Raw genomic sequence first — 23,911 nt, 5'->3', positions numbered from 1 at the left:
ACATAGCACTTGAGTCTTAAAAATTAGGTGAATAACTATTATGGAAAATAAATTACAATCAAAAGTGGAGAAAAGGAGTAAAGCTGATCGTCTTTACTTAATTCTAAAAGGAGCAATCGTAACATTAGGCTTTGCGGTCTTAATGTTGTTAGTTTTGACAACGTTGTTACGCCGAGAATTTATTGCAGCCTATTCGGAATGGCCGTATGTTCACAAAAATAGTTTCAGGTTCATTCTTTGCGCCCTCGTTACAATCGTGATCATCGTGATGGGACGCAAGGTGTTAAAAAAAGTTGATCCGCGCCGTGCATTTTTAGTTTTTGCGGGTGCCTTCTTGATTGCGGGGCTTTTTTTAGTTATCAATATGCCGACAAAATTAAATGAAGCAGACCAGTTATTTACATTAAAAGCTGCTAATCAGATGAATCACGGAAACTTTATTTCACTGCAATTGGATAAGTTTCATCCCTCGGTGTTACCATTTGAAAAAAATCTTGGCGGATATTTGGCAATTTATCCATTTCAGTTGGGATACGTGACTTATTTACGATTATTAGAATGTTTTACTACGAATATCCGTTTCTTTTACTTGTTAAATGTTTTAATTTTTCTTCTTATTAATTATCTTCTATACCGGATCGTAAAACTTGTTACTCAAAATAATGGGCTTGTTATGAATTGGACACTGCTTTTAAGTTTTGCGTTTTTACCAGAATTATTTTTTGTCCTGTTTATTTATGGTAATATTCCTGGTTTATGCGCATGTTTGGCAGCCGTCTATTTTGGATTAAAGCTGATCATGGACGATTCGCACGGACGCTTTACATGGCTATGGTGTGTCCTGTTATTTATGCTTGCATATCAATTAAAGAGCAATTACCAAATTGCAGTGCTTGCCTTAGGAATTGTATTTGTTTTGCATGCTATTAAGCATCGGCGTTATAAGTTGATTGCAATGCCGTTGATCACGTTTGCTTTGATGTTGGGATCAAATAAGCTTGTAACGGCAGCTTACGAGGCTGAATCAGGACTTCATCTTTCGAAGGGGCTTCCAATGATCACGTATGTAGCAATGGGATTAGAACCGCAAAATGATCGGGGACGCGGAGCAGGATGGTACGATGGCTATACGCTTAATGTGTATCTGGCAAACCACTTTGATTCCAAGAAAACGTCTCAGGCAGCGAAGGCCAAAATTAAGGATGAACTGAAATATTATTCAAATAATCCGCATGAAGCAGGTCAATTCTTTAAAGATAAGTTTGTCTCAACATGGTCTGATCCAACCTTTGAATCGGTGTGGATCGCACCATACTTTGCAAGACCGCGAACGGCGATTTTGAATAACATTTATTACGGTAATCGTTATTCAATAAAACATCCCAAAATTGTTAAGTGGTATCAAAAATCCATGAAACCAATTTCAGCATGGTGCAATATTGTGGTTGTTACAATTTTGGTATTGGCAGCAGGATTTGTTTTATATAAAAAGACAAAGTTAAATCCATATGCTACCTTTGCGATCCTCTACTTAATGGGAGGAATGGCTTTCCATTTAATGTGGGAAACCAAGAGTCAGTACGTCTTTCAGTATATCGTCTGCTTGATTCCAGTGGCGGCAATGCTGTTAGGTGAGTTTGATAGTGTTGAATCACGGAAGGCTACGCAAAAAGAAAAATAAATGCTATGAGATTGTGACATTGGTCACAATCTTTTTTTAGATTAGGTTATAATAACTAATATTAATAATCAGTAAAGGGCGAGTTATGATGCATCGAAAACAGGAAAGAAGACAATCCGGATACCTGTTAAGTTTTATTTTTCCAAGTGTGCTCCTTCTTGGACTCTACATTTTTCATCAAGTATTTCCATTTGGAAACCATACGATTGCAACGGGAGATATGGCCAATCAGTATCTCGCGATTATGACATACTTTAAACATAATATTTTGCATCCGCAAAACTTTTTATATTCGTATCAAGTTTCAATTGGAGGCAATTTTTTCTCGGTTCTGGCATATTATTTAATGTGCCCGTTTAATTTCCTTACACTTTTATTTCCCGAGAAATATATTCCATTGTTTTATGCAATCAATACGATTGTGAACGTTGGCTTGATTGGACTCATAACGTACACGTATTTAAAGAAATCCGTTTTTCTTAATCAAAAATTGCCGCAAACGGGAACGGTAGAAAAATGGCGCCTTTTCTTGGCAACGCTTTTTCCATTTTCGGCATTTTTTGCGAATTATATGCACTGTGTCATGTGGTCGGATGCAATTGTGCTGATGCCGCTGGTTGTTTTAGGCTTGGATCGAATTTTATACGGCAATCGGAACTCAACTTGGCTTTATTGGGGAGGATTAACTTACCTCCTAATTTCTAATTACTATATCGGAGTAATTGTTCTGATCTTTTTGTTTTTGCTGACCCTATTTTGGGTGATCGATCAGCTTTGCCAGTTGAATTGGATGAAAATTTTAAAAAAGGGACTTACGGTTTTGGGATTGACGGTCGGCTCGATTTTAGGAGCAGGAGTTGTCATGTGGCCGAGTTTCCTGGCTCAGCAAAATGTTACGCAGGCCCAAATGCCGACTGAGAATTTATTTAAGCCGGTTTATCAATTTCAATCGTTTTGGAGCTCGCTATTAGCCGGAAATCTTGCGCCGGATGGAAAGTTAGCCCCATTAATTTTTGTGGGGTTACTGGTGGTTATCCTGTTTTTCAGCTTCTTTTTTGCTCGAAAAGTTTCACTTCGCGAGAAAGTGTTGACCGGGATTTTAACGGCGGCACTGATTGCCTCAAGTTACTTCCTGTACTTTTATATGATCTGGCATTCACTATCGATGCCAAACGGCTATGCGCAACGGGAATCATTTGTGCTGACGTTCTTTATGATTTGTGTTGCATACCGCGGATTGCTGGTTTTTGAAAATCATTCGCCACTAAAGGTATTGTTACCAATTATTGCTGCAATGGCAGTGCTAACTCTTAGCTTGCAGGGAATGGAACCTGGATTATTTAAACACGATCAGGCACTTCAAATTATTTTGATCCTTGTGATTTTTGGAATTGGATTCAGCTTGATGATGAACCAAATTTCGGCCGGAATGTGGCTTGTGATGGGCGTTAGTTTGGTAAATGTTCTGGCCTATAACTCCCAGATTCAAACCCAGGATTTTAATGTGGTCCCAAATAGTGCTTATTCAAAAGTTGTTAGTGAAAACCAAACAGTTTTTAATGCGTTGAAACAGTACGACCGTTCGTTTTACCGGGTAGGAACGACTGCGCAGATCAACGAGTGCGATCCGCTGTTATATGGGTATAATGGTGTTCAAACTTATTTGTCGCAACAACCAACTTCTGAAACGGATTATTTATCGGCGTTAGGTTTTTATCAAAAACAAGGATGGATTCGCTGGAGTGCTTTTAATAATGGTTCGACCGGGATGATCAATGATATGTTGGGAATCAAATATATCGTTAAGTCGGATAATTCGATTTTGAAGGCCACTGAGCAAATCAAGTCCATGCCGACGTACAATAACCAGGCGAACGTTCCGGCTTTGAAACCGGTCTTGGAAAATAAACATACGGTGGTTTATCAAAACTCCAATGCCTTTCCGCTAGTTTTTGGTGCCTATGATGGGCATGGTCACGATTCTGTATTTAATGGCAAGTATGCATATGTTCCGGAAAGCAATCCATTTATTGCATATGGATGGATGTTTAAACGGTTAAGCGGGAAGCAATGGCTGTATGGAACCCAACCAGGATTTAAGCTGATTGCGCGAAAACATGCTAAAACGGCTTCTGCTCAAGGATATTTAAATAGTAGTGGGGACGTTTACTGCTACATTACAAAGCCGCAAAATGTGATTCCGGGAAATCAGCAATATCTTCCAATTGAAGTTAATGGACGGGAAGTTGCCCGTTACAGTAACCGTAATGTTTATGGCGAAAATGGCGTTATTTACCTTGGCCATTTCAAGAAGGGCGATCATTTAAACATTCAAATTAAAAATGCTGAAAAAGACCCGACATTACCTAAAGATAAGATCTACGTTGCAGTTGAAAATCAGCCAATGCTGCATCAAATTCGAAAAGATGCAGTAACCGGAATTGGGAAAATCAACGTTAATGGTCCGCAAATCAAGATGAATACGACGGCAGCATTTAAACGGCATATTTTGATTGCTTCAGTTCCGTATGATAAGGCTTGGCAAGCAACGGTTGATGGCCATCCAATCAAGGTAAGAAAAGCATTGGATGGATTAGTTGCAATTAAAGTAACTCCGGGAAAACATAACATTCAATTTAATTATGTTGTTCCAGGACTGAAAATTGGAACGATTGTAAGCTTAATTACAATTTTGGCAATGATTATTCTTGAACTTTTTAAATTTTACGGTTTAAAGAAGTTTCATCAAATGCCCAGCCATAAAAAACATTAAAGATTAAAAAAGCCGATTTAGGAATCGGCTTTTTTTTGTTACAATAAGTGTTGATATGTAAAAAAACGAGTGAGAGGAGACCATGATGGAAAAGAAACGTTTTAAAATGTATAAAGCAGGAAAGAAGTGGGTCTTTGCCCCAATCGTTTTCTTCGGATTAACAGCCCTTGGAACCACTTCGGCATCTGCTGACACAATTCAATTTGCTACGCCATCTTCTTCAAGCCAACAACAGATTCAATCAACCAACGATGAAAAACAACAAGCAATTCAATCATCATCAGTTGCATTAACAAGCAGTTCAGAAAAGCCGGTTAGTTCAAGTAACAGTCAACCAGTTGCAACTGTAAAAAGTAATGAAGTTTCAAGCGTTAAAAATCAAGCTTCAACAGTCTCAACTTCAGCTAAGACTTCAACCCCAGCTGAAAGTGTTCAATCAGTAAAGCGGGAATCTTTAAGTTCTCAAGCAAAAACAAGTGTTAGTTCATCACCTGCAAAGGCTCAAGTAATGAATTTTGCGGTTCAACCAGCACAATCAACAGCCGCAACCTCAAAAACAAATAGCCAAGCGGCTAAGAGTAATTCAAAGGAAACTTCAAAGGTTGCACAATCAGCTTCAGTAAAGGCTGCTAAGAGTAGTTCTCAATCAGTTTCAAGCTCGATTAAGTCATCCGTTGCAAATACACCGGTTGAAAAGACGATTCAAAACGAAAACTCAGCCGTTAAGAATTCACCTTCAGTTTCAAATGATGCAAACATGAAGGTTAGTCAAGTAACACCAGTTAACTTGACTCCTGCAAATGATGCTCAGTTGAAACAAAATCCATCAACTGAAGTTTCAACTGTAAAGGCAACGACGAATTCAACCAGTACGACCCAAGCAGCAACGCAAACTCAACCAGTGATGCCGGTTTCATTTGCTGCATCAGGGACACCGTACATTGATATTAGTCAAAACCAGGGCTATGTAACTCCTGACACAGTTGATATTTCAAGTTATCAACCGAATATGTCAGTCAGTGATTTCCAACAATTGAAGAAATACGGCATTAAGAATGTAATCGTTAAGACATCTCAATATAGTGATTATGTTAACCCATATGCAACCCAACAAATCCAAAATGCTGAAGCAGCGGGATTGAATGTTGCAGTTTATCATTATGCCGGATTTGCTAATCCAGCTCAAGCAACCCAAGAAGCTGACTATTTAGCAGGTGTTCTTCAAAAGTTAAATGTTCCAAAGGACATGGCCGTTATTTGTGACTTGGAATCAGGTTACACCAAGAACGGCCAAGTTGGTTCATCATTGAGTGCTTTCTGGAAAGAATTAGGCAATCGGGGATACACGAACCAAGTTCTTTATACATACCAAAGCTATGCAAACGAATACCCACAAGTATTGAATACAATTGCGCATAACAAGATTTGGATGGCTCAGTATCCATATTCACCAACGAACTACTGGAACAGTCAATATGGAGCATGGCAATACAATGATGACGGTCATTGTCCAGGAATCAGTTATACATTTGATTTGAGTCACTGCTATAACCCAAGTATTTTTGCGCGTGGCGGTCAAGCAGCATTGAATGGCCAACAATTTGTAAATGGTCACTGGCAATTCTACAAGAACGGTCAGGCTGTAAGAAACCAATACGTTTGGATCGGTAACCAAAACAAAGAAGTTTACTATGACGGCAATGGTAATATGGTCTACGGTCAACAAAATATTAACGGCCACTGGCAATACTTTGACACTGTAACGGGTGCGCAAGCGAAGAGCCAATATGTTTGGATCGCAAATCAAAATAAGGAAGTCTACTATGACGACTTAGGCAATATGGTCTATGGCCAACAAAAGATCAATGGCAAGTGGCAATACTTTGACACTGTAACGGGTGCGCAAGCGAAGAACCAATATATTTGGATCGGTAACCAACACAAGGAAGTCTACTACGACGGTTTAGGTAACATGGTTTATGGCCAACAATACATTAATGGTCATTGGCAATACTTCGATCCGATCACGGGTGCGCAAGCGAAGAACCAATATGTCTGGATCGGTAACCAACACAAAGAAGTCTACTATGATGGTTTAGGCAACATGGTTTATGGCCAACAAAAGATCAATGGCAAGTGGCAATACTTTGACACTGTAACGGGTGCGCAAGCGAAGAACCAATATGTTTGGATCGCAAGTCAAAACAAAGAAGTTTACTACAATGGCTTAGGTAACATGGTTTACGGCTGGCAAGTAATTGGTGGTCATAAACAATACTTTGATCCGGCAACGGGTGCGCAAGTTAAAAACACAACAATTACGATCGATGGTAAGAAATACATCTTTGACCGGGTTGGAAATTTGATTTAATTTGAATAAAGATGAGGTGTGACATTCGGTTGCACCTCTTTTCTTTTGCTAAATAATTAACTATAATTAAAAAAGCTGATGTTAAGGAGAGTGTAAAATGACGAAGATTTTAGTAACAGTTCAAGAACAAACGAGCCAAGCTAATACAGCGGGTTCAAAGGCCAAAGATGACATTATTACGATTGCAAAAGATCAGGGCTACCAAAGTATCGTGGTTGAAAATCCGCAAGGGAAGAAGGCCCGGTTGTCATACCTTTTTAAAGCAATCAGTGGTCAGTTAAAGTCATTTTACAAACTTGATCCGGAATTAATCGTCTTTCAGTATTCTGGATATAATCGGTTTATGAGCTACATTGCATTGCACGAACTGAAGAAGTACAATAATTGTCCGTTTTATCTCTTGGTTCACGATGTTAAGACTTTGCGGACCAATGAAACGGCGAAGTTAAACCAGGGTGACTTTTCTAAAAACGAAATCAAGCTTTTTAATAAGTTTGATGGGTTGATCGTTCACAATGAAAAAATGAAAAAGTGGTTGCAAGATAATGGGGTCAAAGTTCCAATGATTTCCCTTGAAATTTTTGACTACATTAACCCGCAACCAATCAATGAAATGCAGAACTTTGACAAGAATGTTAACTTTGCAGGTAATTTATACAAGCCAGTCTTTTTGACAAAGTTGAATACGAAGACCAAGTTTGTTGTTTACGGCGTTAATCCATTAAAATATGGGGATTCAATTGACTATCGCGGCAGTAAAACGCCAGAAGAGATCCCCGCTTTCTTAAATGAAGACTTTGGCCTTGTTTGGGACGGCGAATCGCTTACGGAATGTTCTGGAATCGATGGCAATTACATGCGGTACAATAATCCGCATAAGACATCGCTTTACTTAAGTTCAGGAATTCCAGTCATCACGTGGAGTCAAGCGGCAATCGCTGATTTTATTAAACAGCACAATGTTGGAATTGTAATTGATGACTTGAATCGGATTGATGAAGTATTAGCGAACGTAACGAAAGACCAGTATTTGGAATTGAAGCACAATGCTGAACAGTTAGCGGCTAAATTACGTGACGGGTTCTATACGAAGACGGCATTAGCCAAAGTTGAAGCCTTAGCACATAAGAACAATTAAAAAATGATGTTGGAAATTCCAACATCATTTTTAGTCATTGTGATAGTAATGATTTAATTTTTGAATTAACTCGGTTGAGTATTCAGGTTCGAATTTGCGTGCAAATTGATAATCAGGGTTTCGAGTGATCAATTCAAAATCACGGTTATCAAGGTTAGCCGGCCAGCCGCCGTTTTGATGTTCCCATTTAACATATCGGTGGAAATCATTTACGATTCGCGACCGGAATTGAGAACGATTGCACAAAATCGTTTGAACCCAGAATTCATCTGAAAATGCGCCGGTTTCAAGCATCTTAATAAATTCAGGATGATTATCCATATAATCAATGCAATATTGGGCTGCATCGCGGGGCAAGTCGCACCAGTTAGCGCCGTGATAAAGTTCTAAGTTGATTCCAAGTTTTTTGAGTTTATTAACATGGAACAGCATTTGCCCATACAGTAAGAAACGATGGTAGAACTTGCCGAAGAACGTTCGCCGGTTCACGGTATCGTAGTTAAAGTAGAACTTCTGCCACCATTCAGGTAATTCGTTGGTGATCCGATATTCACTGGCTTTGTGATAGACACAGTAAATATGATTATTATTTTCGTAAAAGTTGTATAGGTCATCAATGTTTATTACCGGCCAATCTTGCCCGGAAATCAAATGAACGTGGGTGATTTGCGGATTACTTAAAGCGAGTTTCATTAACCGGAAAGCAGCTTCACCAATTGACCATCCGCCCCAGTGGACTTCAATTTCTGAAATGTAATGAATTGAGTTTTTTTGCAACCACTCAATTTGTTGCGCGGTCAATTTGTATTTTTTATCAAAATGAATGTAAATTTCAAATTTTCGTTGCAGCAACTTTGAAAGCTGGGCAACCTGATCAAAATTCTTATGAGCTAAGATTAAAACAGCTTGCATAAGGGATCCCTCTTTATTCCTTTAAATCATAAAGCGATTTTAGCACAAGTGAAATTGAATTACTATTTGATTGGGAAGTAAGTTGCAATAAATTTAGATAAATATTTGAAAAAGATTAAAAACAAATTAAAATCGTGCTATAATATAGAAAATTTAATCAGATAAGGAATGGTTTTAATGGACGACAACCCCGGACAGAACAAAATTAAGTATGGTAGTTTAGTTTTAATGATTTTCTCAGCGATCTTTGGATTCAGTAATTCGCTAACGGCGTTTTACCAGATGGGTTACTCGAGCGTAATTTGGTATATTTTGGCAGCCCTATTATTCTTCCTGCCGTCAGCGTTGATGTTTGCTGAATACGGTGCTTCATTTCGGGAAGCAAAAGGTGGAATTTATTCATGGTTGCGCGGCTCAACGAATGAAAAATTTGCATTTATTGGGACGTTTATTTGGCTTGCATCATGGATCATTTGGCTGGTTTCATCAACGAACTTCTTTATCGTTTCGGTATCAACGATGCTGTTTGGATCAGATAAAACCCAAAGCTGGCATTTTTGGCACTTCTCATCAACCGAAGTTGTGGGGATGCTCGGGGCACTGTTCATTTTAATCGTTACGTTTGCGGCCAGCCGCGGGGTTGATAAGATTGCCAAGGTGGCAAGTATTGGCGGAATTTTTGCGTTTGCAATCTCAATCTTATTCAGTTTGTTAAGTATTGTTGTGCTGATCATGCACCACGGAGTATTAGCTGAAAGCATTTCAGGAACCAATAATCTTTTGCGGTCACCAAATGCAAGTTTCCAAAGCCCGATTGCAATCATTTCATTCCTTGTATACGCAATCTTTGCGTTTGCGGGGTTGGAAACAACTTCAGGCGTGATCGATTCGGTTGACCGGCCTGAAAAGACTTATCCGAAGGCTTTAGTTACGGCGATGCTGTTGATGACGAGTCTTTATATTGTAATGATCGTGATGTGCGGTTTTTCAACTAACTGGAGTCACGTTTTAGGAAAGAGCAATGTTAACCTTGCAAACTGTGAATATGTCATTATTAACAACTTAGGGGTTGAAATCGGTAAGGCATTCGGCATGTCAGCCAGCGGAGCTCAAGGAATCGGCTTAGCGTTTGCCCACTTTGCCGGGTTAACGGATGTTTTAGCCGGAATCGGCGGCGCATTTATGATGATTTATTCACCGATTAAGTCATTTGTCCTAGGGTGCGATACGCACTTACTACCAAAGGAATTGACAAAATTAAATGATAAGGGAATGCCGGCGAGTGCAATGTGGCTGCAAGCCGTTGTGGTAATTGCCATCATTTTATTTGTTGCCTTTGGTGGGGATGCAGCCAGCACATTCTTTACCGTTTTGACAGATATGATGAATGTTTCGTCAGCTGCCCCATACCTCTTCTTGATTGGGGCTTTCCCGTTCTTCAAGATGAAGAAAGACATTGACCGGCCATTTGTTTTCTATAAAAAGCAATCAACAACATGGATCGTTTCAATTATCGTGTGGATCGTAATTGCAGTAAGCATTATTTTCACATGTATCGAACCGGTTTTGCAACATGATTATTCAACTGCCTTTTGGACAGCATTCGGGCCGATCTTCTTCGGCTTAGTTGGGTGGGCATTATATGCACATGCAACTCACAAGCAAAATGAAGAAATTGTTTCTAATCGGTAAAATTTATTAAGAAAGATATAAACTCGAATTTTAAGTTTCCAAAATCAACAAAGATGGGTAAAATGATGATAGAGAGTTGAACGGTAAAAAAGGATGGTTAGAATGAAAAAAAATAAAATTGTTCTTTTTACCTTGCTACTATCAATCATGGGGGTCGTTGGTAGCACAAATGCTGCAAGTGTAAATAATTCAAGCAGAAGTGCTGATTTAATGCCTTCTGCAGCTAGTCAATTAATTCAAAATTCATCGTTAAGCGAAACTAATATTGAAAATTCAGAGAGCGGAAAGTGTATTCTGTGGTCACCTCGGATTCGGAACTTTAAGAAGGGTGATCAGGTAAAAGTATTGCTTCCACACGGGAAGTACACGGGAAAGACACTTTCCGTTAAAGTCGTTAGTCACGGAAAAGAAATTGCAACGTTGACGCTCGAATACGGGAGCGATTACGGGGTAATTACATTTACGGTTAACGCAAATAGCGGCGAGATTGCCCAAATTATTGCTGCTTTTGGCAGCATGGACTTTGGGGCAATCGGTGCTGGCGGCGTGATCGATATTGGTGGCATGACTGGCGGATGCACTGGAAACACTGCATCAAAGGCTCCAGTTGTCCCGGTTATCGGACTTTCAAGCTCATTGTCAAACCGAAATGACGACAATATTGGAAGTTCATCAATTAATGCGCATTCGGCGGTAATTAAGGCAAGCTCATCATCGTTGAATTCGAAATCAAGTCGGATTTCAAGTTCGTCAGATGATGAAGATGGAAAAGCAATTACCCGCAGCTTTCCGCATGTGAACTCAGGATCAAACAGTTCCTCATGGTCTTCAAGCTCGTCATACCATGGAAAGGGAATCATTATTGACTATGGCCCAGGACCAGTGTCGATTATTATTCCATCTCCATTAAGCTCGAAGTCAAGTTCGAGTTCATCACTTATTTCTGCATCAAGTACGGATAAAGATACTCATCGTCATCCGGGCTGGTGTTCAGAAAAATCAAACAGTCGGAGTAAAGGTTCATCTTCGAGATTGAGTTCGTCATCAAGTAGTCTGGTGAAGTCAAGCTCGTCATCATTGACAGCAAGTTCATCAAGCTTGAAGAAACTACCGGTTTCAAAGAGTTCAAGCACGTCTTCATCAGTTGATTCATCGCAAAGTTCAAAGCGAAGTGAATCAAAGGTTAAGAGCTCTTCAATCGACAAGCACTCTTCAATGATGAGTTCGTCACTGTTAAGCTGGTCAAGCAATCGAAAATCTTCATCGTCAATTTCGAAGTCAAGTAAATGGGCCAGTTCATCTTCAGTAAAGGGAAATGGACACCATTCACGTGAAAGTATCATTATCGTTGTTCCGGTGCCTGAACCAGGACCGGTGAAGGAGAACTCGGTTTCAATTAACTTGAATCATTCTTCATCAACGATAAAGATTCCGGCAAAAATTGATCATTCTTCAAAGAAGTTGCCAAAAATTTCCAAGAAGATCAAACCAGCGGAATCAAAATCACATAAAAATGCCAAGGCGAAGACCGAACATGCAAAGGCTAAAGCAGTCAAGTCAGCCAAGACAAAGACTGAATCTGCAAAGGCAAAATCAGTCAAAGCAGCTAAAGCAAAGACCAAAGCTGAATCGCGTTCGACGCGGAAAGAACGGGTCGCTGGATTGGCGAAGAACCAAGCAGCCAAGAGTGCTGTTCGACAGGCTTCACAGCCAATGGTCGATCAAAACGGCAATCTTCATTTGAATCCACAACAGATTCGGACATTGAAGCATGAAATGCACTTTTCAAATTCAAAAGCCGCTAAAGCTGTAAAGAAAATGGATAAGGCTGCGGCGCTTCATGAGGCAAGCCATGAATCAGCAAAAGCATCAAATCCTTCAAAACAAGGATTGACGCTGAAACATCGGAATGCTGCTCATCCGGTTTCAAATGTTCGCCGGGTCACATTGCCGATTCAAGGGATTTTACCGGCAACCCGAATGGATCCGTATACTTGGGTATACAGTCTAGTAGGATTGGCAATTATGATCGTTTCAGGAAGAGCATTCTTCTCAAAGAAACGAAAATAATAATTGAATTTTAAAATTAAAAATGGAATAATAGTTCACAGAGCAAAATAAAGGATGTCAGTGAGCATTCATTTTACAACGTGGACGAATAATAGCTATTGAATTAATCGGACTATTGGATTTTGAATGCCAGTAGTCCGATTTTTTTGATGAGAAAGGGTGGCTGATTAATGGAAAAACAGAAAACTTATCCAATTGAACAGATTCCGGTTGCGAACCGGCATATGTCGCACTGGGATATGTTTGCAACGTGGATCGGTGCGAATGCAAATAACGGAACATGGTACATTGGCGGGGTCGTTGCGGCGTGCGGCTTGGTGCTCGCAACTAAGGTTTTGATTGCATCATCGGCATTGTCATATGTTCTGCTTTCGCTCGTTGGTTTAATGGGATACATTACCGGCGTTAGCACGATGGCGTTGACCCGGAGTTCATTTGGAATTCGCGGTAGTTATGTGCCATCGGTGATCAACGTGGTTCAGTTTGTCGGGTGGACAGCGGTAAATACTTTTATTGCGGCAACATCGTTAAGTATCCTCTTCCATGATTTCTTTGGTTGGAAGACGTACAATGCAACTTCAAATACGGGGATTTTCGGCGTGATCGTCGGAGTATTAGTAATGAGTGTCTTGCACTTGATCAGCGTTTCAATGGGCGAACGCTCAATCCAAATTATCGAACGGATCGGAATTATCTTTGTCATTGGTTTTGTGATTTGGGAATCGATTGTTGTTTTCCGGACGGTGTCATTTCACCAGTTAGTAACCTGGGTCGTTCCGCATTCAGAACAATTGAAAGCTGGCCACGCAATGGACATTTTAGCGGCCTTTAACCTTGCCTGGGTCACAGCCGGAGCTGATTTTACCCGTTTTACGGCCAAGAAAGGGGCGGCAACGCACGCTTCGTTCTGGGGAGCTTTGATTGGTGTTCTGTGGTTTGCATTGATTGGAGTGGTTTCAACGATCAGCATTGCGATTACATCGGGCCAATTTAATCCGAACAACTCTGATCCAAGTACGATTGCGAATAAGCTTGGTTTAGGCGTGTTAGCGATGATCGTGATCGTGTTAACGAGTATGACGGCGAACGCAGCCAACCTAATGGCAGCGGCCTCGGCGTTAAACAACCTGTTCCATAAGATCAAATTACGTAAGGCATTATGGATCGTTACGATTCTTGCCACCTTTGTAACGTTTATTCCGTTGATCGTCGGCAGTTTCTTGGACACGTTTGAGGCATTCTTGAATTACATTGGTATGATCTTAGGCCCAATGATCGGAATTATGATCACCGACTTCTATGTGGTTCATCATCAAAAATACGAAATTGATGAGCTGACAAAGGTCAACGGCAAGAACTGGTATCACGGTGGAGTTAATTACTTTGCCTTTGCAGTATGGATCATCGGAATTGTGATCTACAACCTTCTTCAACACGTGCCGGTGATCGTGAATGTAACCGGCGCCACCTTCATTGCAATGATCATTAGCGCAGTGTTATACGGAATTGGCCAACATTGGATCTTACAGAAAAGGGGATAACTATGTTAATTAAAAACGTCAAGTTAGCGGAAAAGAATGAAAATGTTGATTTACGGATCAAAGACGGCAAGTTTGTTGCGATTCAAACGGGATTGAAACCGAATGAGAATGAACAGGTGATTGACGGTAACGGAAATTTAGCTTTACCACCGTACATTGATTCACATGTTCACTTAGATACCACCATGACGGCTGGTCAACCGCGATGGAATGAAACGGGAACGTTATTTGAAGGAATTAATATTTGGGCTGAACGCAAAGAAACGTTATCGATTGAAGACGTTAAGGAACGGGCTCGAAAGGCGATTCGGCGGCAAGTGGCAAACGGAATTCAAGTAGTTCGAAGCCATGTCGATGTGACTGATCCGCAACTGACGGCTTTAAAAGCATTGCTTGAAGTTAAGGAAGAAATGCAGGATGTTGTGGAATTGCAGCTGGTTGCTTTTCCGCAAGAAGGAATTTTATCATTTCCGCATGGAAAGGAATTGATGGAAGAAGCCGTTAAGATGGGTGTGGATGCGTTAGGCGGCATTCCGCATTATGAATTTACCCGCGAATACGGGGTTGAATCACTGCACTTTATTGCTGATTTGGCAGCGAAAAATGACTTATTGATCGATGTTCACTGTGATGAAATCGACGATCCGCAAGCGCGGGGATTGGAAACCTTGGCAACTTTAGCTTATGAAACCGGACTGGGTGATAAGGTAACTGCCAGTCATACAACGGCAATGGGGTCGTATAACGATGCCTATACGTTCAAACTGTTTAAGTTGCTTAAACTTTCACATATTAATTTCGTTGCTAATCCATTGGTCAATACGCATTTAGGCGGCCGGTTCGATACGTATCCGAAACGGCGTGGAATGACCCGCGTTAAGGAATTACGGGATGCCGGAATCAATGTTTCGTTCGGGGAAGACGATATTAAAGATCCATGGTATCCAATGGGAGACGGCAATATGCTTGATCCGGTGTACATGGGAATGGTCGTTGGTCACATGATGGGCTACACTGAATTGAAAAATGCTTATCAGTTTGTCACGACGAATGCGGCCAAGACGTTGCATATTACCGATCATTACGGCATTGAAGTTGGTAAACCGGCAAACTTCCTGATCGTTAATGGGCCAAACTTCTATGACGTGTTAAATCAACATGCCGAAGTTTTATATTCGATTCGGAACGGAAAGATTTTGGTTGAGACCCAACCGAAAAAAGTTCATCTCAACTTCTAGTTCCTTGCAAAAAATCTTAAATTTTTTTGAGGAATCTTGACAAAGCAAGCGAGATTATCAATAATGATTTAGTATTACATCAGTTTTGATAAGTGAAAAAAACAACGAAATTAAGGAGATTTAACTCAATGACAAATTATTTAGTTGTTGGTGCCGGCCTTTTCGGCGCAACATTTGCTCATGAAGCAGCTAAACGCGGTCACAAGGTTCATGTAATTGAAAAGCGGAACCATATCGCAGGAAATATCTACACAAAGGAAATTGATGGCATTCAAGTTCACCAATACGGGGCTCACATTTTCCATACTTCAAAGAAGGAAATTTGGGACTATGTAAACCAATTTGCTGAATTTAACCGTTACACAAACAGTCCAATTGCAAACTTCCATGGCGAAATCTACAACATGCCGTTTAACATGAATACTTTCAACAAGCTTTGGGGCGTGATTACTCCTGAAGAAGCTGAAAAGAAGATCGAAGAACAACGGGCAGTTTTGCATGGTAAACGGCCTGAAAACTTAGAAGAACAAGCTATTTCACTTGTTGGAACGGACATCTACAAGAAGCTTGTTAAGGAATATACTGAAAAGCAATGGGGTCGGGATGCAAAGGAATTACCACCATTCATCATTAAGCGACTTCCAGTTCGGTTTACATACGATAACAACTACTTTAACGATCCATATCAAGGAATTCCGATCGGCGGTTACACCCAAATCGTTGAAAAGATGTTAGATGATGACAACATCACGGTTGAAACGAACACCGACTTCTTTGACAAGAAGGACGAATACTTGAAGGATTACGACAAGATCGTCTTCACCGGAATGATCGACCAATTCTTCGACTACAAGTTAGGTGAATTGGAATACCGAAGCTTACGGTTTGAAACCGAAGAACTTGACGTTGACAATTACCAAGGAAATGCCGTTGTTAACTATACGGATAAGGAAACTCCTTACACCCGGATCATTGAACACAAGCACTTTGAATTCGGAAAAGGTGACAAGGGTAAGACAGTCATCACCAAGGAATACCCTGCAACATGGCACCGCGGTGACGAACCATACTACCCAATCAATGATGCCAAGAACAACGCATTGTACAAGAAGTACGTTGAACTCGCTCAAAATGAAGCCGACAATGTTATCTTTGGCGGTCGGTTAGGTCAATACCGTTACTACAACATGGACCAAGTTATTGGTGCTGCTTTAGTAACCGTTGAACAAGAATTTGGAAAATAATTGATTCGAAAATAAAATCAAGGAAGAGAGTAGGTGGGATTGCCGCTCTCTCTTCTTTTATAGGTGATTAGATGAAAGTTTTAAAGAATTACTTATATAATGCTGGGTACCAGATCTTAGCCCTAATCGTTCCGCTGATTACGGCTCCGTACATCAGCCGGGTCCTTCACCCAGCCGGGGTCGGGTATAACGCATATACTAACTCAATTATTCAGTACTTCGTATTGATGGCCGATTTAGGAATCGCAATGTATGGGCAGCGGGAAATTGCGTATGTCCGTGAAGATCCGGAAAAAATGTCGCGGACTTTTTGGGAAATCCAATTTCTTAAGTTTTTTACAACAACGATTGCATATTTCGCATTTGTTATTTTTCTTCATGTTTATGACCGTTATACGGTCTTCCTATGGATTCAGTCATTAAATATTATTGGGGCTGCCCTTGATGTTTCATGGTTATATCAAGGAATTGAAGATTTCAAACGGACTGTATTGCGGAATACGATGGTGCGGCTGTTATCATTGGCTTTGATTTTTATTTTGATTAAAAAACCAAGTGATGTCAGTTTATACATTTTTATCATTGCATTTTCAAACTTATTTGGAAACTTGACCCTGTGGCCGCATTTGCGAAAATTACTTGTTTCGATCAAAGGCATAAAGTTGCATGTATTTAAACATTTAAAATTTGTGATTGTCATGTTTATTCCGCAAATCGCAATTTCAATTTATTTGCAACTTAACAAAACGATGTTGGGATCAATGATGGGGGCTAAATATTCAGGATTTTATCAAAACTCAGATAATTTGGTAAAAATGGTCCTATCTTTAGGAACTTCTCTTGGAACGGTGATGCTTCCCCATATGGCCGCCGCTTTTTCTAAAGGTGATGAAGATGGAATGAAACGAATGCTATATCGTTCATTTGATATGATCTCATTTCTTGCAGTTGCAATGGCCTTTGGAGTGGCTGCAGTTGGTTATAAATTAGCACCCTTCTTTTATGGACAAGGCTTTGGCCCGGTCGGACCGGCAATGATGATTGAATCGATTGTAATTGTGATGATTTCATGGAGTAATACAATTGGACAGCAGTATTTAGTGCCGACTAATAGAATGAAAGACTATACAATTTCAGTTGTTTTAGGATCAGTAATAAACTTAATCGTTAATTTCCTTTTTATCAGACTTTGGGGATTAGATGGAGCAATGTGGGCAACTGTTTTGTCAGAAACAATTGTTACTGGCTACCAGTTAGTATGTACGCGCAAGATTTTTAAATGGCGTCAATTATTTAAAAATGTTCCGAAATATATTATTGCGGGGATTGCCATGTTTATTCCGGTGTTTATTATGAATGTGAGATTACATCCAAGTGTGGTAACGCTTAGTTTGGAAGTGCTTATCGGAGCTGTAATTTATGGAGGAATGATTGTTCTTTTGCGGCCAACGAGTTTAGACTTTATTTTCCGATCAATCAAAAAAAGAAAATAAATAAATTGGAAAAATTAAAGAACGAGGAATCGTTCTTTTTTTTATTTTTGAATATTAAGAAAAAATAAAGGAATTTACAAAACAATAAATATCGAGCATTAAAGTTTGAACTCTATAAAGACTAGGAATATCACTAATAATGGTAATTGAATTTACTATTAAATAAATAGAAGGGGATAAGTGAGAATGAAGAAAAATATTGTAAAATCTTTGTATTCATTCGGAACAGCTGTACTTGCTTTCGGGACATTAGCTACTGCTAGTATGCCAATTGTAAGTGCAACAACAGTTTCTAGCTCACAAGAAGCAGCAGTTTCACAAGTTGTTGCTTCTTCAAAAGCAAAGAGCTCATTACAAAATTCACAAATGAGTTCTCGGGTATTAACAACGGTTGCTTCAAGTAAAGCAATGTCACAACCGTCGGCATCGTCATCGACAGTAAAAGGGTCACAAACTTCTGCTTCTAATGCAAGTGTTGCTCAACACTCAATGAAAGTAATGCATTTAGCAGCGAATGCTTCTTCTGAAGAAGGACCATATGTTATTTCAGGAACAATGCCAACACCGGCAACAGCAGATGATGGTTGGGAAGTAACTCAAGGACCGGATCATGATGGTGAAGTGGTATATTGTTACGATCCCGACAATTTTAACCCAGAAGCAAACGGGATTAATGGCAATCCATTAATTGAAAACCCGGCAGGGGGAGTTCATTACAACCGTTCAGATTTATGGAATGGTTCAGAAGCCAATGGTTATAGTGCAGCATCAGTCGATAAAGTTGCTGCGGTATTGTATGCCGGTTATCCAAATAATATTGGCGGTTCCCAACATAACGGACCAATCAGTCAAGCTCAAGTTGACCAATGGTATCAACAATATCTTGCTAAAAATAAATTATCATCATCACAATATTCAGAAGCTCAATATGAATATGATATGACTCAAGATGCCATTTGGGGCGTTGAAGGAAATGTGCCAGGTGATAACGTTGCAGATTCACAATGGAGCAAGCAATATCAAGAAAATCCATTATCAAGAGCACTTTACAACTATGCTCAACAACATCCGTTAGATTCACAAAATGCGGCTAAAAATGGAGTTACTCTTGAAAATGCTCAAGGCCAACCAATTGGCGCTAATGACACATTGACCGTTGATCCATCAACTCACGAATCAGAAGGATTCCAAGTTAAGGGTGGAGACGTAACATTACCTTCAAGCATGAATGGCTACAAAGTTGTTAATGCTCAAGGCCAAGCAGTTTCAACACTTGAACCAGGTGAAACATATCATGTAGTATTTGAACCTTCAACGGATCCTACAAAGATCAACATGCTTTGCCCATATCTTCATGTTGCAACTGCAGACTACTATCACTCAAATGAAGCTGAAGGTACAATGACTTACGGACCAGATAAAGGTCAAAAGAAGCCATGGCAAAACATGGTTGGGTTGGAAACTAACATGGCAAGCCTTAACATTAAGTTTGCAATGAGTTCAAGCCAATCATCAAGTTCAAGCAGCAAGCCAAGCTCAAGCAGTGTAAAGAGTAGCTCAGCTGTATCAAGCAGCAAGTCAAGCTCAAGCTCATCAGTTAAGAGCTCATCAAGCAGCAAGAAGAGCTCAAGCAGTGTAAAGAGTTCATCAGTTGCAAGCAGCAAGAAGAGCTCAAGCAGTGCAAAGAGTTCATCAGTTGTATCAAGCAGCAAGAAGAGCTCAAGCAGTGCAAAAAGTTCATCAATTGCAAGCAGCAAAGCAAGCACAAACAGTGTAAAGAGTTCAGCTGTATCAAGCAGCAAAGCAAACTCAAGCAGTGTAAAGAACAGTTCAGCTGTATCAAGCAGCCAAAAGAACATATCATCAACTAAGCAAGCAGTTGTAGTTGGTGTTCACAACAACACAAACTCTGGTAAGGGAACAGGTCAAGGTCAAGGTGAAGGTCACGGCATGCCACAAACCGGTGAAGCCGTTGCAACATCATTGATTGCAGCAGGGGTAGTTCTTTTAGCAGCAGCTGGAGCAATTACATTACGGAAACGCAATTAAATCAATTTGATTAAATCTCGAAAAAGAGGGATGTGAAAACATCCTTCTTTTTTTATCTTCAAAATTTTTAAAAGGGTTATTATAATTGTTAATGATTTAGATGAAAGTAAGCGATCTGAATTTTGATTCATGGAACGAATGGAAAAGGATTTTTTTTAATGACAGGTAGGTTAATGATTAAATTTATTATGCAAATCAAAGGAGTTTATCTTGAAAAAGATCAAAATTATAATTGTTACGATTTTTAGTTTATTACTCGTCCCAATATCTGTATATGCAAAAACAAATCAGCAAGTTATGCAGGAAGAAAATCAAACGAATGCTGCTAAAATAAGTGAAAGAAACGGAATTTTGCTGGATGTAGCCCGGTGTCCGTTAACCAAATACGAAATTGAGCAGGTTATTGCGCAAATGAATCCACAGCGATTTAGTTATTTGATCCTGCATTTAAATGATGATGAACATGTTACATTTCAGTCAAAAATACTAGGAAATGTTGGGGCGCCGAATACTTTGAGTGCGGAGGATTTACAAGCCATTACAGCTGATGCGCGGAAGCATCACATTATTTTGATTCCAGACTTTGATACTCCGGGACACTGTAAAGCATTACTATCTTTATTAAGTGAGCATTCGCCGAAGCTAGCCCGCAAGGTTAAAATGGATGATGATACTCTTGATTACACTAATAAACAAACGATAAAGCTGGTGGAACAAATCAATAACGAATTGAATAAAGCTTGCAGTAAACAAAAATATCCTTATATGATGCTAGGCGGCGATGAAGTTGCTGGAAACGGGACCCATAATGAGGCATTAATGACTTATTTTAATAAGCTAAATGCTTATGAAAATCAAAAGGGTTTTCGCTCAATTATTTGGAATGATTCAATTATGAAACATAATAATTTAAGTGATAAAATCACCGTTGCATATTGGGCACAAGGAGGAGCGAATACAGCAAGTCCAGAGTTGCGTTTGCTTTTTAAAGAACGGGCAACAGTCGAAAATTTAATTCATCATCCACTGATTAATGCCAATGTTACCTATAATTATTTAAATCTAAGCGATTTAAATAATGAAAAACTTGTGCAGAACTTTATTACTCGCTTTAATCAAAATGATTATCAAAATTTTAATATGATCGATAGGCAAACATGGTCAAACAATCCTGACAGTCATCAAAATGAAGTTCCAACAACGGGACAGTTAATTTGTTTTTGGGGAGATAATCCTAAAATTGATGTTCAAAGGCTAATTCAAGTGGTAAAAGAATTAAATAGTACAGAAAATAATAATCCTAATTAAATTAATACCAATTAAAATCTAAGAATAGTTATTTATAATTGAGGAAAATAAGGGAATCAACTAGGTAACTCAGTAACTCGAATACGAAATTAATATTTTTAAATAAAAATTATCTAAATTTAGCTTTGAATATTGAACATTTTGTGAAATGATCTTCTAAAGAATTTATTTAATAACTATAAACTGATATTTTAAAATAAAGTACGGATTCATCACAAATTTACAATCTTGACTTAATTAAGTTAAAGACTAAAGATTGACATATGCCGATGTACATATATATAATTAATTCGTGTACCAGATAAAGAAAATTCAACTAATTTACTGCAATGTTTTCTTCGTCATACAATTTATATTTTGTAAGACGAAGATTGAAATTTCTTTCACAATAGGTACTAAATAAAAAGAAAGAGGTAAGTGTAAAATTGGATAAAGTAAAAGAAAAGCTTTTACGGCTAGTTACAGTGATTGCTTCGATTTTGCTTGCAATTTCTCCGGCGTTAAGCGGAAGCAATTGTGGTGAAATTAAAGCAGATGACGTAACGAGTTCCATGGTTGATTCAGTCACAACTAATATTGGAACAGCTAAGCCAGGTTCAAAAGTTACATTTCATGTTCACTTCAGCGGGAAGAAGGATTACCCTGTTAAAGCAGGAGATACAATCACAATTAACTTTCCCAAAGCTACTCAAAATGGTGCAGGGATTCAAGGGATTCCTCATCAACAACCGTTAATTTATAACAATCCTGATAATCCTAATGATCCTGATAACGGAAAAGATATGGGTCGAATTGATGTAACTAAGACGGGGGTAACAATTACTTTTAATAAAACTGCTGCTGGATTAAAGACAATTGATGGTGGAGATTTCCAATTTACTGGAACTATCTCTGTTGAAAGAGGTACAAATCCAACGCAGACTAATCCGTGGCCGCAAGGTGGCGAACTTCCTACGCCAACAATTTCGGTAGGTCAAAAAGTTCCATCATGGAATGATCCTGGTATTCAACAAGGCGGAACACCTAATATTGTTATGCCAACAGGTCAAGTATCAAAGTCAGGGGCTATTGACACCCGGACAGGTAACATTAATTGGCAAGTTCATGGTGTGTTAGGTAAACCAGGAATTACAACGATTTCAGATACTGCTCAAGATGGGCAAACCTTCTTACCAAATACATTTCATATTAAATTTTTTGGCCAATTACCAAATGGTCAATGGGAAAACATCACAATTGTGCGTGATATGAGTGGTGCAACCGGAATTTCAAGCAATGATTTGAAGAATAGTGGACTTGGTTCTTATACGACAAGTGCAAATGGATTTAATTTGCAAATTAATGATAATAATGTGGCAATTGCTTTAAGTGATAATAATAACATTAGTTCTAATGGTGCATCTGGTGGAATTTCGTTCGGCCCTAATGTTTCATATAAAACAATTGCATATACAATTACTTATCAAACAAAGTTGTCACCTGATCAAGTAGTAAAGCAGTGGAATAACGAGGCTAATCAAACAAATCCAGACGGAACGAAGACGAATACGGCCCAAGGAATAGTTGTAAATACGTGGAGCAACGATATTTGGGGAACCCAACCTAAAGATGGAGTTGTGTTTGACAAACAAAATACGGATGGTCAAGCTTTGCCAGGAGCAGTATTTGAATTAACTGGTAACGGTCAAGATCAAAAAGTAACATCGACTGCAACGGGAATGGTTAAATTTACGAATTTGACAAATGGTGAAACTTATACTGTTAAAGAAATTAAGGCCCCAACAGGTTACAAGCTAAATAATGAAACAATTACTGTAGAAATTGTTAATAATAAGCCTATTATTACAATTAATGGTAGTGAAACAAAGAATAATATTATCATTGACAAATCAAATGAAAGTTCAAGTTCATCAATAAGTAATAGTTCGAGCAAGCAATCAAGCGCAGTTAAGAGTTTAAGCATTAAGAATTCATCAAGCAAGAAGTCAAGCTCAAGCATTAAGAGTTCAAGTGTAAAGAGCTCATTAAGCAAGAAGTCAAGTTCAAACATTAAGAGTTCATCAAGCAGCAAGAAATCATCAAGTTTGAAGAGTAGTTCAAGCAAGATTTCAAGCAGCAGCAAGAAGAGCTCAAGTGTAAAGAGCTCATTAAGCAAGAAGTCAAGCTCAAGCATTAAGAGTTCATCAAGCAGCAAGAAATCATCAAGTTTGAAGAGTAGTTCAAGCAAGATTTCAAGCAGCAGCAAGAAGAGCTCAAGTGTAAAGAGCTCATCAAGCAAGAAATCAAGCTCAAGCAAGATTTCATCAAGCAAGAAGTCAAGCTCAAGCAAGGTTTCATCAAGCAGTAAGAAGAGCTCAAGTGTAAAGAGCTCATTAAGCAAGAAGTCAAGTTCAAACATTAA

The 23,911-nt window shown here is 39.1% G+C and carries 14 protein-coding genes; 13 read left to right on the top strand and 1 reads right to left on the bottom strand.

Features of this window, described 5'->3' with window-relative positions:
- Window positions 1-40 precede the first annotated feature (40 nt).
- The 4 genes from FC33_RS02780 to FC33_RS02765 all read left to right on the top strand — a co-directional run bounded on the left by FC33_RS02780 (window position 41) and on the right by FC33_RS02765 (window position 7,963).
- Entirely contained in the window at window positions 41-1,681 is a 1,641-nt protein-coding gene (locus FC33_RS02780) for a hypothetical protein (protein WP_057827102.1), read from the top strand.
- Window positions 1,682-1,766: 85 nt separating this feature from the next.
- Window positions 1,767-4,454, top strand: a complete 2,688-nt coding sequence (locus FC33_RS02775) for a YfhO family protein (protein ID WP_057827101.1) — start codon at window positions 1,767-1,769, stop codon at window positions 4,452-4,454.
- An 85-nt stretch (window positions 4,455-4,539) separates the two neighbouring features.
- Window positions 4,540-6,825, top strand: coding sequence for a GH25 family lysozyme (locus tag FC33_RS02770; RefSeq protein ID WP_057827100.1), 2,286 nt, complete (start codon window positions 4,540-4,542; stop codon window positions 6,823-6,825).
- Between the two features lie 97 nt (window positions 6,826-6,922).
- A complete protein-coding gene (locus FC33_RS02765) occupies window positions 6,923-7,963 on the top strand; it encodes a glycosyltransferase (protein WP_057827099.1) in 1,041 nt (346 codons plus the stop codon).
- A gap of 30 nt (window positions 7,964-7,993) precedes the next feature.
- Here FC33_RS02765 and FC33_RS02760 read toward each other — a convergent pair whose 3' ends face one another.
- Entirely contained in the window at window positions 7,994-8,875 is an 882-nt protein-coding gene (locus FC33_RS02760) for a beta-1,6-N-acetylglucosaminyltransferase (protein WP_057827098.1), read from the bottom strand.
- A gap of 177 nt (window positions 8,876-9,052) precedes the next feature.
- On the opposite strand from FC33_RS02760, the gene yjeM reads away from it, so the two are divergent.
- The 9 genes from yjeM to FC33_RS02715 all read left to right on the top strand — a co-directional run.
- A complete protein-coding gene (gene yjeM, locus FC33_RS02755) occupies window positions 9,053-10,567 on the top strand; it encodes a glutamate/gamma-aminobutyrate family transporter YjeM (RefSeq protein WP_057827097.1) in 1,515 nt (504 codons plus the stop codon).
- A 102-nt stretch (window positions 10,568-10,669) separates the two neighbouring features.
- Window positions 10,670-12,637, top strand: coding sequence for a hypothetical protein (locus tag FC33_RS02750; protein ID WP_057827096.1), 1,968 nt, complete (start codon window positions 10,670-10,672; stop codon window positions 12,635-12,637).
- A 170-nt stretch (window positions 12,638-12,807) separates the two neighbouring features.
- Entirely contained in the window at window positions 12,808-14,178 is a 1,371-nt protein-coding gene (locus FC33_RS02745; RefSeq protein WP_057827095.1) for a cytosine permease, read from the top strand.
- Between the two features lie 2 nt (window positions 14,179-14,180).
- Window positions 14,181-15,416 carry a cytosine deaminase gene (codA, locus tag FC33_RS02740; RefSeq protein WP_057827094.1) on the top strand — a complete coding sequence of 412 codons (1,236 nt, stop codon included), beginning with the start codon at window positions 14,181-14,183 and terminating at the stop codon, window positions 15,414-15,416.
- Between the two features lie 128 nt (window positions 15,417-15,544).
- Window positions 15,545-16,660 carry a UDP-galactopyranose mutase gene (gene glf, locus FC33_RS02735; protein WP_057827093.1) on the top strand — a complete coding sequence of 372 codons (1,116 nt, stop codon included), beginning with the start codon at window positions 15,545-15,547 and terminating at the stop codon, window positions 16,658-16,660.
- Window positions 16,661-16,731: 71 nt separating this feature from the next.
- Window positions 16,732-18,153 carry a flippase gene (locus FC33_RS02730; RefSeq protein WP_057827092.1) on the top strand — a complete coding sequence of 474 codons (1,422 nt, stop codon included), beginning with the start codon at window positions 16,732-16,734 and terminating at the stop codon, window positions 18,151-18,153.
- A 186-nt stretch (window positions 18,154-18,339) separates the two neighbouring features.
- Window positions 18,340-20,202: a Cys-Gln thioester bond-forming surface protein gene (locus tag FC33_RS02725; RefSeq protein WP_057827091.1), complete on the top strand. Its 1,863-nt coding sequence runs from the start codon at window positions 18,340-18,342 to the stop codon at window positions 20,200-20,202.
- Between the two features lie 210 nt (window positions 20,203-20,412).
- Window positions 20,413-21,510 carry a family 20 glycosylhydrolase gene (locus FC33_RS02720; protein WP_057827090.1) on the top strand — a complete coding sequence of 366 codons (1,098 nt, stop codon included), beginning with the start codon at window positions 20,413-20,415 and terminating at the stop codon, window positions 21,508-21,510.
- Window positions 21,511-21,935: 425 nt separating this feature from the next.
- Window positions 21,936-23,911, top strand: a 1,976-nt coding sequence (locus tag FC33_RS02715; protein WP_155519389.1) for a prealbumin-like fold domain-containing protein, incomplete at its 3' end; no start/stop codon positions are given.

Source organism: Ligilactobacillus aviarius subsp. aviarius DSM 20655, assembly GCF_001436315.1.
GTDB classification, from domain to species: domain Bacteria; phylum Bacillota; class Bacilli; order Lactobacillales; family Lactobacillaceae; genus Ligilactobacillus; species Ligilactobacillus aviarius.
The sequence above is the reverse complement of the archived record's forward strand: the minus strand, read 5'-3'. Positions and strand labels throughout refer to the sequence as shown.